The 15,338-nt window shown below is 36.6% G+C and carries 15 protein-coding genes; 6 read left to right on the top strand and 9 right to left on the bottom strand.

The features are described from left to right. Positions 1 to 176 precede the first annotated feature (176 nt). On the top strand, positions 177 to 701 hold the full coding sequence (locus tag IAE52_RS07830; protein ID WP_058211476.1) for a hypothetical protein: 525 nt from the start codon (positions 177 to 179) through the stop codon (positions 699 to 701). A gap of 32 nt (positions 702 to 733) precedes the next feature. On the opposite strand, the gene IAE52_RS07825 is transcribed toward IAE52_RS07830, so the two are convergent. The 8 genes from IAE52_RS07825 to IAE52_RS07790 all read right to left on the bottom strand — a co-directional run bounded on the left by IAE52_RS07825 (position 734) and on the right by IAE52_RS07790 (position 8,997). Then, positions 734 to 1,144 (bottom strand): PaaI family thioesterase, encoded by a 411-nt coding sequence (locus IAE52_RS07825; protein WP_109990723.1) that lies wholly within the window; start codon positions 1,142 to 1,144, stop codon positions 734 to 736. Positions 1,145 to 1,185: 41 nt separating this feature from the next. After that, positions 1,186 to 1,323, bottom strand: coding sequence for a hypothetical protein (locus IAE52_RS07820; protein WP_155273343.1), 138 nt, complete (start codon positions 1,321 to 1,323; stop codon positions 1,186 to 1,188). Between the two features lie 174 nt (positions 1,324 to 1,497). Next, complete coding sequence (menC, locus tag IAE52_RS07815; RefSeq protein ID WP_200136747.1) at positions 1,498 to 2,610, bottom strand: o-succinylbenzoate synthase; 1,113 nt, start codon at positions 2,608 to 2,610, stop codon at positions 1,498 to 1,500. Then, a complete protein-coding gene (menE, locus tag IAE52_RS07810; protein WP_200136746.1) occupies positions 2,607 to 3,962 on the bottom strand; it encodes an o-succinylbenzoate--CoA ligase in 1,356 nt (451 codons plus the stop codon). The genes menC and menE overlap by 4 nt, the downstream gene beginning before the upstream one ends. Before the next feature lie 126 nt (positions 3,963 to 4,088). Then, on the bottom strand, positions 4,089 to 4,931 hold the full coding sequence (gene menB / locus IAE52_RS07805; RefSeq protein WP_003132444.1) for a 1,4-dihydroxy-2-naphthoyl-CoA synthase: 843 nt from the start codon (positions 4,929 to 4,931) through the stop codon (positions 4,089 to 4,091). A gap of 386 nt (positions 4,932 to 5,317) precedes the next feature. Continuing rightward, positions 5,318 to 6,133: a 2-succinyl-6-hydroxy-2,4-cyclohexadiene-1-carboxylate synthase gene (gene menH, locus IAE52_RS07800; protein ID WP_033898767.1), complete on the bottom strand. Its 816-nt coding sequence runs from the start codon at positions 6,131 to 6,133 to the stop codon at positions 5,318 to 5,320. Further along, positions 6,123 to 7,805 (bottom strand): 2-succinyl-5-enolpyruvyl-6-hydroxy-3-cyclohexene-1-carboxylic-acid synthase, encoded by a 1,683-nt coding sequence (menD, locus tag IAE52_RS07795; protein ID WP_109990727.1) that lies wholly within the window; start codon positions 7,803 to 7,805, stop codon positions 6,123 to 6,125. Before menD ends, menH begins: the two co-directional genes overlap by 11 nt. Positions 7,806 to 7,857: 52 nt before the next feature. Beyond that, positions 7,858 to 8,997: an isochorismate synthase gene (locus IAE52_RS07790; RefSeq protein WP_233610969.1), complete on the bottom strand. Its 1,140-nt coding sequence runs from the start codon at positions 8,995 to 8,997 to the stop codon at positions 7,858 to 7,860. Between the two features lie 413 nt (positions 8,998 to 9,410). Here IAE52_RS07790 and IAE52_RS07785 point away from each other — a divergent pair, with 413 nt between their 5' ends. From IAE52_RS07785 to IAE52_RS07775, 3 genes are read left to right on the top strand one after another with little or no spacing between them, the layout of a single operon-like run. Further along, the gene (locus IAE52_RS07785; RefSeq protein ID WP_003132449.1) at positions 9,411 to 9,992 is read left to right on the top strand and encodes a GNAT family N-acetyltransferase; all 582 of its coding nucleotides are present in this window, start codon (positions 9,411 to 9,413) and stop codon (positions 9,990 to 9,992) included. Positions 9,993 to 9,998: 6 nt separating this feature from the next. Beyond that, positions 9,999 to 11,279, top strand: coding sequence for a DRTGG domain-containing protein (locus IAE52_RS07780; RefSeq protein ID WP_109990729.1), 1,281 nt, complete (start codon positions 9,999 to 10,001; stop codon positions 11,277 to 11,279). 19 nt (positions 11,280 to 11,298) lie between these two features. Next, a complete protein-coding gene (locus IAE52_RS07775) occupies positions 11,299 to 12,222 on the top strand; it encodes a bifunctional oligoribonuclease/PAP phosphatase NrnA (RefSeq protein WP_109990730.1) in 924 nt (307 codons plus the stop codon). 128 nt (positions 12,223 to 12,350) lie between these two features. On the opposite strand, the gene IAE52_RS07770 is transcribed toward IAE52_RS07775, so the two are convergent. Next, positions 12,351 to 13,319: an asparaginase gene (locus tag IAE52_RS07770; protein ID WP_026138879.1), complete on the bottom strand. Its 969-nt coding sequence runs from the start codon at positions 13,317 to 13,319 to the stop codon at positions 12,351 to 12,353. Between the two features lie 194 nt (positions 13,320 to 13,513). On the opposite strand from IAE52_RS07770, the gene IAE52_RS07765 reads away from it, so the two are divergent. Together IAE52_RS07765 and IAE52_RS07760 are read left to right on the top strand one after the other, a co-directional pair. Next, positions 13,514 to 14,902, top strand: a complete 1,389-nt coding sequence (locus IAE52_RS07765) for a Cof-type HAD-IIB family hydrolase (protein ID WP_012897434.1) — start codon at positions 13,514 to 13,516, stop codon at positions 14,900 to 14,902. A gap of 89 nt (positions 14,903 to 14,991) precedes the next feature. Then, positions 14,992 to 15,336 (top strand): hypothetical protein, encoded by a 345-nt coding sequence (locus tag IAE52_RS07760; protein ID WP_003132455.1) that lies wholly within the window; start codon positions 14,992 to 14,994, stop codon positions 15,334 to 15,336. Positions 15,337 to 15,338: the final 2 nt, after the last annotated feature.

The raw sequence follows: 15,338 nt of genomic DNA, 5'->3' as shown, positions 1-15,338 counted from the left end.
GAACTGTTTTTTTATCTATTCACTCTCTTATGGGGATGTTCTTGGGAATTTATATGTTATAAAATCTCAAAACAGCTTAATATAAGTTATTAGAGCATTTTATCAACTTATGTGCTCTTTTTTTGTATCCTTATTTATGGTAAAGTATCATTATAAAGATGACAAAGGAGGAGTTTATGAAAAATGAAAATTGGAAAAATGTGAAATGGGTAATTTTAGTTTTAGTGGTAATTTTGATTCCTTTAGTAATTTTTAAATCTTGTCAGAGTTTGACTAAAAGTCAAAATGAGAAGAAAAATAAAAAAGATTCAATTCATTTTTTGCATGGCGCTTGGATTTCAGATGTAAGATTACCAATGTCTAAAGAGCTCAAGGTACAATTTTATCGAGCCAATTTGGATAATGAGTCTCATTTTAAGTATGGTAAAGAACAAGTGGAGTTAATATTTAGAGAATTGAAAAATGGTCGAGGGAATATTGATGGGGAATTTGTAAGAGAAAATTCTGTTTATCGCCCATTGAATGAACTCGACAAAGATGGTTTTCGACCAGTGAAAATAAATATTAATAAAAGAGGAGAAGAAGCTTTTTTCCGTTATAAAGTTATTAATAAAAATAAAGTAAAAATGAGAATTCTTCCTTCAGGAAGTGATAAGGTTGCTGATGAATTTGAGGTTTATTTTATAAGAGAAAATGGTTAACTTACGCCGTCTAAAAAAACTCTGACTATTTGTCAGAGTTTTTTTTGTGGTACCAAAGCATTGACCACTGTGATTTGAGAAATGAGCGTTTCATTTTCGTCAGTGATTTTGATTTCCCAGACATGGTTGCGTTTGCCATTTTTGAGGAGAAGACCGCGGGCATTTACGAAACCTTCGCATTTTTTTGGATTGAGATGGTTGGCGTTAATGCTTTGACCAAAGGCAAAATATTGACCGGAGCCGATTGCATTACTTGCCATACCAGCTGTGATTTCAGCGAGAGCAAGACTTGCACCTCCATTTAAAAAGCCGTGTGGTTGAGCATGAAAATCGCTGAGAATCATTTTACTTGAGAATTTATAAATTTTACTGACAGACTTGTCAGAATTCTCGTCAGTAAAAACTTGAAAATCTGTGATATTGAGTTGGTCAATCATGTTCATTGGAAAATCTCCTTAATAAGATGTGAGACCGCCCTAGGGCCTTAGCACTTTAGTGCACGAGCTTCGGGGACAGCGACAAGCAAGTTTGTCGCTGACTGTCTTGAAATGATGAAAAATGCCTTTTTGGCTGACGCTTGCCCTGCCAGCAAGTACTTGCGATTCTCGTTGCGCTTTAGCATGGACATTCGAGCGTAGCGAAGAACAGTACTTAGCTAGCGACATTGCCAAAAGAGACAACGGAGCGGATGTAGGAAAAAAGTGGTTCTGCTTGAAGCAGAGCTTCAAGGTTGTGGATGAAATTTGCGAAGTAAAATTTACTTGTAAGTAGAGGTTCCAGTTTTTTTCTTTTTCGTTCATCTAAAGTAGGTCATAATTAATTTATTTACAGTATAACCTTTGAGTAGCGTTTCATTAACTGACAGACCGATACCAATTCCAGTCGGGACGGTCATCCAACCGTTTGGAAATGCAATTTCTGGTTGAATGAGGTCTATGTCAAAATAATGCTTAGAATCGGATAAATCACCGGCCATAGCATTTCCAGAAAGCGCAGCGAGTTGGACATGGAGTATTTTTGAGATACCAGACTCAACCATACTGCCAATCCAAAAGCCAATCTGATGCTGCCTGCAAAATTCGATAGCTTTTTGCGTTTGATAAAGTCCACCTAAACGACCTATTTTTACATTGAGCATCGTTTGAAAAGGAAGTTCTGTCAGTATTTTTAGACTTTCTAAATCTTGAACGGATTCGTCAAAGCAAATTGGTGTTAAGAAGTTTTCTGTCAGTAATTTTAATTCAGATAAATCTTTGATATCAAAAGGTTCTTCGATACAAGCCAGACCAAGTTCGTCTAGCTCTTTGATGACTGGCCAGTCTGTCAGTTGAAAACTTCGATTGGCATCAAGAGCAAATGTAATTTGTGGATATCTTTTTACCAGCTTTTTAATCAAGTCAGTCCCAATTTGTGGACTAATTTTTAATTTAATTCTTTTGACGCCACTGTTAATAAGTTGGTCAATTTCCTTAATGGTTTGCTCGTCAGACATTTGTCCAAGCACCGCACCACGTGGGATTTTATCAGCTAATTTTTCTTGAAAAAGTCCAGCAATCAAATTTTCATTTTTTCCTTTAAAATACAAATCTAGAAGTGCATTTTCTAGTCCGGCCAGTGCCATTGGTAAGGGATTTCTAAAAAATTCATGTATTTCAAAAGGGTGTGAGAAGTCTTTTTGCAAAATTTCTGGCAGGTAAGTTTCTTCCAAGATTTTCCAAGAATCAGCAAAAGTTTCTGAAGTATAAAAAGGAGTCGTGAAAGCAACAACCTCACCAAATCCCGAAAGTCCGTTAGGACTTTCAACTTTTATAATAATTGTATCTCGGAGATTTAAGGAACCTTTGGCGGTCTTAAAATTAAATTTCATAGGGAGTTGAACATGAAACATTGTAATTTTTTCAATTATCATCCTTTAAGCTCTTTTCTCAAGATTTTTCCAGAAGCATTTTTGGGCAATTCATCCATGAAAGTGATGGATTGTGGTCGTTTGTATTTTGCCAGTTTTTCAGTGAGAAAGTTTTCTAATTTTTCTTGGGAAATATTGCCTGAAACGAAGAGAATTGGCACTTGTCCCCACTTGGCATCTGGCTTAGCAACAAGTGCACATTCCTTGATTTCAGGAAGAGAATAAACTAAATCTTCGATTTCTTTGGGGTAAATATTTTCACCGCCAGAAATAATGATATCTTTTCTGCGATTGAGCAGATAGAGAAAACCGTCCGCGTCAAGATAACCAATATCGCCTGTTTCAAAAGCTGTGCCGTAAGGCTTTTGGCCTAGGTAAGCTTTCATCAACATCGGAGATTTTAACCAAATTTCACCAACGCCAGCAAGGTCAGCTTGACGAATCTCAATTTCAACACCTGGTAAAGGCCGCCCGACAGAGCTTGTTTTATCAGGGAAATCTAAAATATTAAAAGTGACAGATTGTGAAAAACTTTCAGTCATTCCATAAGTTTTGTAAATAGGAAGCCCTAATTCTTGGCATTTTTTGATTAAAGGTTCGGGAATAAATTCACCACCAAGTAGAATTAAACGTAAGTTATTGCTATGCAATTTGTCAGCAATTCTTGTAAGGAGGGTTGGGACGATTGAAACCATGTTGATTTTCCCAGAATTGATCATTTCAAGAAGTTGGTTTTCATCAAATTTATCAACAACGGTCGCTGATGTTGCATTATATAAAGTACGCATAATAATGGAAAGCCCAGAGACATGAAACATGGGTAAGATGACAAGCCAATTATCATTGTCATAAGCGCCAAGCGTTTCCTTTGAGGCTTTGACGTGATTTGAAATCATGCCCCAAGTAATAGGGACAGATTTAAATTTTCCGGTAGTAGCGGAAGTGTTCATGATGACCGCAATTTTTTCAGCAGAAAAATCTGCTGACAGACTTACAGGGCAAGGGTTACTAGTCCAAATTTCTGAAAAAGAAATGCTGTCAGTAATTTTTTCTGTCAGTGAATCCGATGTGAAGACTGTCTCAATCTCGAGTTCCTTGATTTGGTCAGCTAGTTCATATTCGGTCAAGTGTGTATTTAATAGAAGAACTTCTTTTGACAAACCGAGCAAGGCAAACAAAACGACTGCCATTTCAACAGAGTTTTCTGAAAGGAGCGCAACCCGTGATTGATTGTCAATAAGAGGAGCCAAATGTTCCGCCATCTTATTGACTTCCTGATTGATTTGGGCAAAAGTATAGTCATTTAAAAATTGTTTTTGGGGATAAAGTTCCGCCTGTTTTTTTAACCATTTCATATTTTAAGATGTGAGCGAACTCGATTTTCTCCTTTCTGTGTATTTTTTACTGACAGAAATCCTGTCAGTAACTTTTAAATCACAAAAAGCGTCAAAAAGACGCTTTGTCAGCAATTTTGGAAATTTTTATGGGAATTTTGGGAATTGGTCAAAATCAGGTTTGCGTTTTTCTTTGAAAGCATCGCGTCCTTCTTTGGCTTCATCCGTCGTATAGAACATAAGTGTTGCATCTCCTGCAAATTGTTGCAGTCCAGCAAGTCCGTCAGTTGCAGCATTCATTGAACCTTTGAGCATACGAAGCGCCATTGGTGAGAGGGCAAGCATTTCTTGGGCCCATTGAACGGTTTCTTCTTCAAGACGGTCAAATGGAACAACAGTATTAACCATTCCCATGTCCATTGCTTCTTGGGCAGTATATTGACGGCAGAGGAACCATATTTCACGTGCTTTCTTTTGCCCAACCATAGCGGCAAGTAAACCAGCACCATAACCAGCATCAAAAGAACCAACACGCGGACCAGTTTGCCCAAATTTTGCGTTTTCAGAAGCGATAGTCAAATCACAAACGATATGTAACACGTGACCTCCACCAATGGCAAAACCATTTACCATAGCAATGACAGGTTTTGGTGTAATCCGAATCAAATGTTGCAAATCTAAAACGTTCAAACGAGGAATTTGGTCTTCACCAACATATCCACCATTTCCACGTACTTTTTGGTCTCCACCAGAACAAAAGGCTTCTTTATCTTCACCTTTTCCATGATTTGCACCGGTCAAAATAATCACGCCGACATTGGTATCATCACGAGCGACGCTAAAAGCATCAATCATTTCAACGACAGTTTTGGGACGGAAGGCATTGCGGACTTCAGGACGATTGATGGTAATTTTAGCAATTCCATCATAAGTTTCATAAATAATATCTTCGTAGTTACGGTTGAGAGCAACCCAGTTAAATTTTGACATGATTCTCCTTTAAGATGTGAGGACGAGCGCTAGAAGTTGTGAAAATTAGAAAAATGCGGTTCTGGGCATAGCCCAAGTTCCATTTTATCTATTTTCATCAACTTCTGCGAGTCCGAACTCAATTAAAATTAAGATGTGAGGGGCCCTAGGGTCTTTACGCTTTAGCGCTTAGACTCCAGGGGCAGCAACAAACTGATATTTTTGATGTCAGATTGTCGTTGAGTGTTTAGAAGTTATGAAGTTCTATTATTTTCATTAACTTTCATAAGTCCACTTAGAAAAATTATTTTTATTGTATTTATTTCTGTCAGTAAAACTAATTCATCAGTTTTACTGACAGAAGTGATATAGGCATTACTTTTCAATTATATCATAAAGCATTTTGACTAAGGTAAAAATTCCTCTAGTTTTTTTTGATAGGTGACCGGATTTTCTAGATGAATATTATGACCAGAAGCAGCAACAGAAATCCAAGTGACATTCGGATTTGGAGCAAAAATTTCTTTAGCAATTTTTGAATATTTTTCGTCTAAATCACCAGATAAATAGAGAATGTTGGATTTTATTAAAGAAATTTTATCGCCAACATAGGGAAGCTGGCCTTGACCTGTTCCATTCAAAGTTTGGGCAAGAGCTAAGGGTGAATTGCTTGCACGGCTTTCCCAAATTTCCTGTTGAATTTTTACTGACAGCTTTTTTTGTGATTCAAAAAGTGAAATATTAGCCCAAAAGTCAGCAAACCAAGCAGACCCATTTAACAAAATCTTCTGTCCTAATTCTTCGTCAGCCAGTCGTCTTTTTTTGCGGTCTTCACTAGATAAAAGCCCAGGACCAGTTGATTCTAAAATCAAATATTTAACAGGAGCTGACGGATAAGCAAGGCAATAACGAAGCGCCAATCGTCCGCCCATTGAATAGCCAAGAAGTGAAAAAGCATTTCCGTCAGTAAATTGCGCAAATAGCGAGTGCAGATTTTTCAAAATCGCCTCAAGTTTATAAGGGGCAAGTTCCTTTGGTTTTGCTGATGAACCGTGACCTAACAAATCGATAGCAACAATTTTGTAGCCGGCCAAATGAAGATTTCGCCAGGTATTAGAACTTTCAGAAAAACCATGCAGTGCAAATAGGACCTCTCCAGTCCCCCAAATACGGACAGCATAATCAAAACCATCAATAGTAATTATTTTTTTATCAATTTTCATAAGTTGTATATTTTTGATGTAAAGCAAGACTTAAATCTTTATCCGTTTTAATTTCCAAAAGATGAATGCCAGATTGATGAAGAGAAGCTTCAAATTGCTGACCAAAATCAGCATAGCCACTGATCAAATGATAATCTAAACCAGTCAACTCAGCCAGTCCAGCAAAATTTAAACCATGAGGAGTTGAAAAAAGATAATCAAAATTCGGTACGCCTTTTTGAGCTAAATGATGAAAAATCCCACCACCGTCATTATTAAATAGCACAATAGTCAGATTAAGTTCATGTGTTTTACCAACAATTAAACCATTTAAATCGTGTAGCATTGACAAATCCCCAGTCAATAAAACCGTCGGTTTACCCGTTGTAGCAATTCCGAGTGCAGTTGATTCAGTCCCGTCAATGCCATTCACACCACGATTTCCTAGAATTCTAACTTTGGCATCCGCTTTTTTCCACCAATAATCAATATCTCTGATTTCCATACTATTTGAAACAAGAAGTTGAGCATCCAGTGCTTCCAAATGTTTTTGTAGTTCTTGGACATAACGTCCTTCAAAAGGACTTTCTTCATAAGTCACTTTTTCAAGAAGTTGTCGCATTTTTTCTTGAGCATTTTGCCATTTTTCCAAATAAGAACTATCAGAATTTACTTTTTTAATTGAAGAAGCAAAAGGGAGAACATCAGACTGAACCATCGTTGTCGTTGTCAAACTAGGGTTGCGATAATCAAGAGCAGGGTCAACTTGAATAAATTCAGCTTCGTTATTGAAAACAACGAATTGTTGCAAACGTTTAGAAACAGGCATTTGTCCAAAAAGCAGAATAGCATCCGCTTTTAATTGAGTTTTTAAATCATTATTTGCTAAAAAAGCATCATAAGAGTCTATGACCAAAGGATGATTATGATTACGCAGATTAGAAAGTGGATCCGCTAAAATTGGAGCTTTTAATTGTTCCGCAAGTTTTAAAAGTGATTCAGAATAATCTTTGTCAAAATTGGCACCGGCTAAAATTAATGTTTTTCCAGAAAGCAATGTTTCATCAAATGGAAGTATCACTTGTGCTTGTCCCTTATAGAATTTAAAGGCATGTTTAGAACGTCCTTTTTCATAATTTTCACTTTTTAATTCTGGAACTAAAGGATCACGCAAGGGAACATTGATTTGCACAGGACCCGAAAGAGGGGAAATAGCTGATAAGACAGCTCGTTGTGCGACTTTACGTGGATAGGTCCAAAAGTTTTCTGTCTGAGACTGCTTTTGAATATGTGGAGCTTCAAGATTTTCAAAATGATTAACAAAATTTCCAAAAAATCTGGTCTGTTCGACTGTTTGAGGAGCTCCAACGAATTGAAGCTCAGCCGGTCTGTCCGCCGTTAAAATAATAAGGGGAACTCGACTCATTTTTGCTTCAAGGACAGCTGGGAAATGATGAGCCGCAGCAGAACCTGAAGTACAAACTAAAACAACAGGACGTTTTTTCGCTTTAGCAATTCCCAGAGCAAAAAAAGCAGCCGAACGTTCATCAATGTTGACATAAGTATCGTATTTTTTGTATTCCTCAAAGAGCATGGCTAAAGCCGTTGAACGTGAACCTGGACTAAAAACAGCTTCACGTACCCCTAAATTGAAAAGTTCATCAACAAAGGGAGCTAAATATTCATTGGTCATGACTATCTCCATTTCTAATTTAAAAATTAAAATCGTAAAATATTTTAAAAAGTTACAAAGCTTCTAAAATGGTTTTTAATTTTACCTTGGTTTCTCTAAATTCTTCTAAAGCATCGGAAGAAGGGATAATTCCACACCCTGCATAAGCATAAAGTTTCTTGTCCACAATCAAAGCCGAACGAATCCCGACAATCATTGTGCCATTTCCTTTGCTGTCAATTAAGCCAAGAGGTGCAGCATATAGTCCTCGCTCATGATTTTCATGCTTTCTGAGGAATTCGAGGGCCTCATGACGAGGCTCTCCTCCAAGAGCAGGCGTTGGGTGAAGCTGTTTTGTCCAATCAATAAGTGAAAGCTCAGAATTTTTAGCACTTAAAATTGTCCGAAGATGATAAACATTTTTCAACTCCATTAATTCGGTTGTTCCAACCGTTACTGTCTCAGCTTTTTCAAGCAGATTTCTTTTTATTTTTTGGACAACAATATCATGCTCTAAAAGATTTTTGGGGTCTGTCAGCAATTTTTGCCCCGCATTTTCCATTGTTTTTGGAAAAGTTCCAGCTAAGGCATAACTAAGGAGTTGGTCATTTTCTTTTTGAACTAAAATTTCGGGCGATGCTCCAAGGAAAATTCTTTTTCCTTTTTGATAAGCAAAAATAAAAGCATTTGGATTATTATCTAATAAATTTTGGATGATACTTTCGAGTTCAAAAGAGGTTTGACTTGTAAATTCAAGTTCTCTTGAAGCGACAATTTTTCGACTTTTTCCGTCAGCAAAATTTTTTTGAATGGCATAAAAAAGTTCTTGCCAAGCCGAAAAATCAGAAGCTTTTTCAGTGAGTTGATGCTTAAGTTTTGGAATAGTGATTTCAGGAATTTCTCGTGGGCTATCACAAGTGAGGGTGTAAGAATTTTCCTTATTGACAACGAAATAATGTTTAAAAGCAATGGTTTCGCCACCGAAATTTTCCCAAAGTTCTCCTTTAATGTCATCAAAAAAAGTCTGACTATGAAAGAGATAGGGATAGTCAGAAAACTTATCATGTTCAAGGTCAATGGCTTTCAAACGCTCACAGCCAATAACAAAAGTTTCTTTTTGAGGGTCAAACCAAAAGAAACGCTCACTTTCTGAAAAGTTTGCCCAGAAAGCTAAGGGGTTATTTAATTTTAAATTGATTTTTATATAATTCATTTTTTCTACCATAAAAATTATAACATAGCTCAGCATAGTAGAGGAATAATGAGCCCTAAAATTACAAATCTTCATTCATTTTTCATAGACTTTCTGATATAAGTATCACTGCTTATAACACGCTAAAGCGTGAACGCGCAGACAGAAGCCACTATGGTGTCCTTCCTAGATACCTTATTACTCACTCAGCGGAAAATTATCGTTCCCGCTTCGTTCGGTCATAATGCTCATTGTTCGTATCTTCACTGGCCGTGCCAGCGATGTAGTTGCGAAGACTCGCTTCGTCAAAGCGTAGCTGTTGGCGCTTTAGCACTTACAGATAGGCTTGTATTTTTATCAGGCCTTAATGATTAAATTTAGTGTTAAAAACTATGATATAATTAAAATCATGAAAACATTCAAAAAGGAGTGCCATGAATATTTATGTCAAATTAGCTGAGTTTAGCATTATTGAAACAAAGCGATTGCTTTTGCGTCCCTTTGATTTAAAAGATGCTGAGGACATGTTTGACTATTCAGGTAATCCTGAAAATCTAAAATTTGTTTTTGCCCCGCATCTATCACTTTCAGAAACACGTTTTTCAATTGCTAACGATTATATGAAAAGTCCTTTAGGGAAATGGGCAATTGAGTTGAAATCTGAACATCGGCTGATTGGAGATATTCATTTTGTGAAAATTTCTGATAAAAACCAGTCTGCGGAAATTGGTTATGTTTTAAATCAAAATTATTGGAATCAAGGGTTACTGACAGAAGCATTAAAAGTACTGACAGAATTTTCTTTTGAACAATTTGGACTTAAAAAGTTGATTTTATTGATTGATAAAGAAAATGTTCCGTCTAAAAAAGTTGCCCTTAAATCAGGCTATCACTTAGTTAAAAAATTTAAAGGGACGAATCAATACAGCAAAAAAATTAGAGATTTTGAACAATATGAACTTGGAAAAAGTGACGATGAAATTTATCAAAAAAATTCAGAGATTGGGGAAATTTGAAGTTTTATGTCAAAGCACGAAGAAATATTAAATTATATTGAAGGTTTGGAAATTGGTAAACAAGTCAGTGTACGTGGGATTGCCAATCGAATGAAAGTCGCTGATGGAACGGCATATCGCGCAATCAAAGAAGCAGAAATACTAGGTTTGGTAGCCGTAAATGACCGTTCTGGAACCGTTAGAGTGGCAGTTAAAGGACAAAAAGTAGCCAATCGATTAACCTTTGGTAAACTTGCAGAAATAGCTAATGCTGATGTTTTAGGTGGACTTGCTGGATTAGAAGTCGAATTTAGCAAATTTGTGATTTCAGCCATGCAAAGAGAATCCTTCAAGCGCTATCTCTCGCCCAATGGTCTAGTCATCGTTGGTGACCGAAAAGAGATTCAAAATCTAGCCCTTAGAGAGCAGAATGCTGTTTTAGTTACAGGGGGCTTTGATGTTGATCAAGAGGTTGTCAACTATGCTAATCAATTAGGAATTCCTCTTTTACGGACATCCTATGATACCTTTACCGTTGCCAATCGTATCAGTCACGCTCTGGCTAATGAACTCATCAAAAAAGATATTATTACGGTTGGAGATGTCTTTCATCAAAAAAGGGCAACCTTACGGGAAGAAGATACAGTCAAAGATTTTTTGGATTTAGTTAAAAAAACGAATGACAGTCGTTTTGCCGTCGTCAACACTTACAACGTTGTTGTGGGTGTAGTTGCCATGCGGGATGTTACAAATAAGAAAAACGATACTCCACTCAACAAAGTAATGACAAGGGCCAATGTTGCAAGAGCAAGTATGACAGTGGCGAGCGTTTCGCAAAAGATGATTTACGAAGGCTATGATATGATGCCTGTCGTTTACGAAAATTATACTTACGCAGGAATTATTACCAAGTCAGACCTTCTACAAAGCTTACAAAAAGCCCAGGAAGAAAGTCAGGTTGCTCACACTTTCAGTGATAATATTGCTAATTGTTTGGTAGAAAAAGGCTCAGCCTACAACGTGACGGTCGAGCCATTTATGATAAATAGTGTCGGAACAATAGCTAATGGTGTTTTTGCAGAACTAATTACGCAAGTGGTTCAAAGGGTCTTTGCCAAAAAAAGACGACGGAATATTATCGTTGAAGCATTAAACATGCACATGTTAGGTGCTGCTGCCATTGATAATGTTTTAGAAATTTATCCAAAGGTAATCGGAGAAACACGAATTGGTGCAATGGTTGATTGTGAAATTTATCATGTCAATAACATCGTAGCTAAAGTTCTAGTCAATGTACAATTAACATAAAAAATTATAAGAGGAAAAAATGAACGAAATTTTAGAAAAAATAAAAGCCTATGAGCTTATTCTCATTCACAGACATAAAAATCCAGACCCAGATGCCATTGGTTCTCAAGCCGGACTCCGGGCAATTTTGAGGGAAAATTTCCCCGAAAAAAGAATCTATGCAGTAGGTTATGACGAGCCAACCCTAACCTATTTGGCTGAAATGGATTTGATCGAACTTAGAGAAGATGAAAAATATCTTTCTATTGTTTGTGACACAGCAAACACACCGCGAATTGACGATGACCGCTACAAAAATGCTGATTTTCTAATTAAAATTGACCACCATCCAAATGATGATGCTTATGGAGATTTGTTGCTAGTAGAACCTGAACGTAGCTCAGCATCAGAAATTGTTGCCGATTTTGCCTTTGAAACAGGCCTTAAATTGAATGCAGAAGCTGCTCGCCTCCTTTATGCAGGAATTATTGGAGATACAGGACGTTTCTTGTACCCAGCCACTTCGGCGAATACTTTAAAAGTAGCTTCAAAATTAGCAGAATTTCCATTTGACCGTCCAGCTTTAGGACGAGAAATGTCGTCATTTGATATGAAAGTTGCTCGCTTACAAGGATTTGTTTATGAAAATATGGAAGTTTCAGAAAAAGGAGCTGCACGTGTTTTATTAACTCAAGAAATTTTGAAAAAATTTGATTTACGTGACGCAGAAACTTCAAGTATTGTTTCTACACCAGGAAATATTCGGGGAATTGAATCTTGGGCAATTTTTGTGGAACAAGCCGATGGACATTTCCGAGTAAGAATGCGTTCAAAAGTAAAGCCAATTAATGAAATTGCTAAAAGACATGATGGCGGAGGCCATGCACTAGCTTCCGGAGCTAATTCTTATTCTTTAGAAGAAAATCAACAAATTTGGCAAGAATTACAAGATAATTTAAAATAAATTTACTGACGAAAATAATTTCTCAGTCAGCTGATAATTCTGTCAGTAGCGATTGATTAATGAGCTTTAAATCAGTAAAAGAAAGAATCATCAGTCAGCTGATGATTCTTTTTTGTCAGTAATTTTTTTTAATTCTCCAAGAAAGGCCGTAATTCTGATAAATCTTTCAAGCCAGCATTCAATGCAATAATCAATTTAATACGTGCTTTTTGAGAATTGACTTCATCAGCAAACATCACGCCAGCTTCATAGAGTTGGGAACCACCGCCTTGATAGGAATAGACAGGTTCAGCAATTCCGTTAAAACAACGAGAAACAAGAACGACAGGAACCTTAGCATCTAGTAATCTTTGAAGCGATTGACTAGCAATAGGTGGGAGATTTCCCGCACCTAATGCTTCAATGACAAGACCGTCTAGTTGTTCCAAATTGAGTAAATCTAAAATTTCCCCAGTCATCCCAGCAAATGCTTTGACAATTGGCACTTTTCCATGAACAGTTGCAACGTCTAAATGTTGATTTTCACTATCTTTATGGAAATAAATAATTTTATTTTTTGTCAGTAAACCGACAGGACCATGTGTAGGTGTTTGAAAAGTTGAAACATTAGTCGTGTGTGTTTTAGTGACATAACGAGCAGAATGAATCTCGTCATTCATAACAACAAGTACGCCACGGTCACTTGAATTACTGTCAGCAGCGACGCGAATAGCTGTCAGTAAATTATAAATTCCGTCAGTTCCTAATTCATTACTTGAGCGCATGGCACCAGTTAAAACAATTGGTTTACCACGCGAAAGAGTAGTGTCAAGGAAAAAAGCTGTTTCTTCAAGTGTGTCAGTTCCATGTGTAATGACCACTCCATCAAAATCCTCAGCAATAAAAGCTGTTTTGATTCGATTTTTCAAAACCAACATATCTGATAAAGTGACATGTGGACTAGGTAAGTTAAAAATATCCTCTGTCACTAAGTTTACTTCATCAAACTGCATGCTCACAGCATTCATTGGATTGACTGCATTTGGGGAAACATGACCATTTTCATCTTCCGCCATCGAAATTGTTCCACCAGTGTGGAGAATTAAGATTTTTTTCATCATTATTTCCTTATCTATCTATAATAAACAATAATTAAATATTTAAATTTAAAGACTCCGAATAAAAGCCAGCATTAGCATTATATCAAAATTTAGTCCAGAAAAAAATAACTAATAAATGAAATAGAATTAAAATTACTGTATAATTTAGTTAATAAATGAAAGCTTTGCCAAAGCTAGAAAAGATTTGAGAGATGGATATAAAAGCAGTATTTTTTGATTTAGATGGAACCCTGTTTACTTCAACACGAGGAGTAGCAACAAGTACTCGTAAAGCAATACAAGAGCTACGTCAAAAAGATATTTTTGTCGGGATTGCCACCGGGCGAGGCCCAGCTTTTGTCATGCCATTATTAGAAGATTTAGATTTAGACTTTGCTGTAAGTTACAACGGTCAGTATATTTTCACACCAAAAGAAGTGATTTTCCAAAATCCTTTAGAACAAAAATCCTTAAAAAACCTGATAAATTATGCCACTGAAAACCATTCTGACATCTCTTTGGGAACAGCCCACGGTGTAAATGGCTCTGGCCTTTTAAAATTTGGCGAGACACGTTTAGCCAGTTTTTTGTCAGGCGTTTTGCCCTCAGGTACTTCCGGGGTGGCAAGAAACAGTTTTAAACACATTATTCGCAGAGTCTTACCGCAAAATTCAAATTTAGCTGATAATGAAGAAGAAGTAATTTATCAGGCGATGATGGTTGCAACAAGAAACGAAACGGCTCGCCTACAGGAGGCATTTCCAGAATTACTGGTGACACGAAGCAATCCTTATTCTGTTGACTTAATTTCAAAATCAGGAGGAAAATTACCAGGAATTCAAAGATTAGGAGAACACTATGGCTTTACTTTAGACCAAGTCATGTGTTTTGGCGATTCGGAAAATGATTTGACGATGATTTCTGGAGTTGGTTATGGGATTGCGATGGGCAATGCTGTACCAGAAGTGAAAAAGATTGCGACTTATATTACAGATACCAATAATCAAGATGGAATCGCCAAAGCATTAGCTTACTATGGCTTAATTCATTATTCTGTTGAAAAGGACTTTGTTTCTAAAGACCAAAACTTCAATAAAGTAAAAGATTTCCACCGATTAATGGACGGAAAAACACAAGAAATTCCTAAAGCCTTTTCACCAACAGAAGCAAGTTTCCGGGCTGATTTCAAAGTCGAAGAAATTGTCGAATTTCTTTACGCCTCTGCTGACGGTAACCAAGAGAAATTTACAGAACTTGTGAATAATTTACATCAAGCCGTTGATAAGGCAGCAAATAAAGTGACTTTAAAAGAGCATAATGAAGACAGCTTGACTGGCCAAGTAGATGCTATGATTGATTTGCTCTATTTCACTTATGGCTCGCTTGTTCTTTCAGGAATTGACCCTTATGAAATCTTCAATGCTGTTCATCGAGCAAATATGGGGAAAATTTTTCCAGATGGACGTCCACACTTTGACCCGATTACACACAAAGTCTTAAAACCAGAAGATTGGGAAGAAAAATTTGCTCCAGAAGGAAAAATAAAAAAAGAACTAGAACGACAAAAAAGAGTAGCCGCTAAAAAACACGAAAATAAATAAGAAAATAACAATTTTTTACTGATAAGCTTCTTCATAAAATGGTATAATATTAAGAAAGCGTAACAAAAGGCTTTCAAGGAGAATAAGGGATGCTATTTATTATTATTACTTTGATTATCATTGTACTCATCATCTTTTTAACAATCTTATTACTCCCAGGAATGGCATTTTTTAACAAAATGTCCGATCAAAAGTATAATGCGGATGAAAAAGATTTACTGACAGGAATTTTGACAACAGCCATCAGTTCAAAAGAGGCGACTGGCGAAGTTATGACGACCTTTGTCAATGAATCACGTAAAACAATGCCTGCAAAAATTTATCTACCAAATAAGGACAATATCGAGCAAATTGAATCAGGAGCACAAGTTCTGATTATCGAGAGTAAGGCAGGAATTGCTTACGTTATTCCTTATCAACAAACGATTTATTAGCA

The sequence above is a fragment of the Lactococcus sp. S47 genome (assembly GCF_016517475.1).
Classification (GTDB): Bacteria; Bacillota; Bacilli; order Lactobacillales; family Streptococcaceae; genus Lactococcus; species Lactococcus lactis.
The sequence above is the reverse complement of the archived record's forward strand: the minus strand, read 5'-3'. Positions and strand labels throughout refer to the sequence as shown.

Excerpts from the sequence above, each read along its gene's own strand:
- menD (WP_109990727.1), bottom strand. The coding sequence starts at position 7,805 with ATGACCAATGAATATTTAGCTCCCTTTGTTGATGAACTTTTCAATTTA.
- IAE52_RS07760 (WP_003132455.1), top strand. The coding sequence starts at position 14,992 with ATGCTATTTATTATTATTACTTTGATTATCATTGTACTCATCATCTTT.
- IAE52_RS07825 (WP_109990723.1), bottom strand. The coding sequence starts at position 1,144 with ATGAACATGATTGACCAACTCAATATCACAGATTTTCAAGTTTTTACT.
- menE (WP_200136746.1), bottom strand. The coding sequence starts at position 3,962 with ATGAAATGGTTAAAAAAACAGGCGGAACTTTATCCCCAAAAACAATTT.
- IAE52_RS07830 (WP_058211476.1), top strand. The coding sequence starts at position 177 with ATGAAAAATGAAAATTGGAAAAATGTGAAATGGGTAATTTTAGTTTTA.
- IAE52_RS07780 (WP_109990729.1), top strand. The coding sequence starts at position 9,999 with ATGTCAAAGCACGAAGAAATATTAAATTATATTGAAGGTTTGGAAATT.
- IAE52_RS07820 (WP_155273343.1), bottom strand. The coding sequence starts at position 1,323 with ATGCTAAAGCGCAACGAGAATCGCAAGTACTTGCTGGCAGGGCAAGCG.
- IAE52_RS07785 (WP_003132449.1), top strand. The coding sequence starts at position 9,411 with ATGAATATTTATGTCAAATTAGCTGAGTTTAGCATTATTGAAACAAAG.
- menH (WP_033898767.1), bottom strand. The coding sequence starts at position 6,133 with ATGAAAATTGATAAAAAAATAATTACTATTGATGGTTTTGATTATGCT.
- IAE52_RS07765 (WP_012897434.1), top strand. The coding sequence starts at position 13,514 with ATGGATATAAAAGCAGTATTTTTTGATTTAGATGGAACCCTGTTTACT.
- menB (WP_003132444.1), bottom strand. The coding sequence starts at position 4,931 with ATGTCAAAATTTAACTGGGTTGCTCTCAACCGTAACTACGAAGATATT.
- IAE52_RS07790 (WP_233610969.1), bottom strand. The coding sequence starts at position 8,997 with ATGAATTATATAAAAATCAATTTAAAATTAAATAACCCCTTAGCTTTC.
- IAE52_RS07775 (WP_109990730.1), top strand. The coding sequence starts at position 11,299 with ATGAACGAAATTTTAGAAAAAATAAAAGCCTATGAGCTTATTCTCATT.
- IAE52_RS07770 (WP_026138879.1), bottom strand. The coding sequence starts at position 13,319 with ATGAAAAAAATCTTAATTCTCCACACTGGTGGAACAATTTCGATGGCG.
- menC (WP_200136747.1), bottom strand. The coding sequence starts at position 2,610 with ATGATAATTGAAAAAATTACAATGTTTCATGTTCAACTCCCTATGAAA.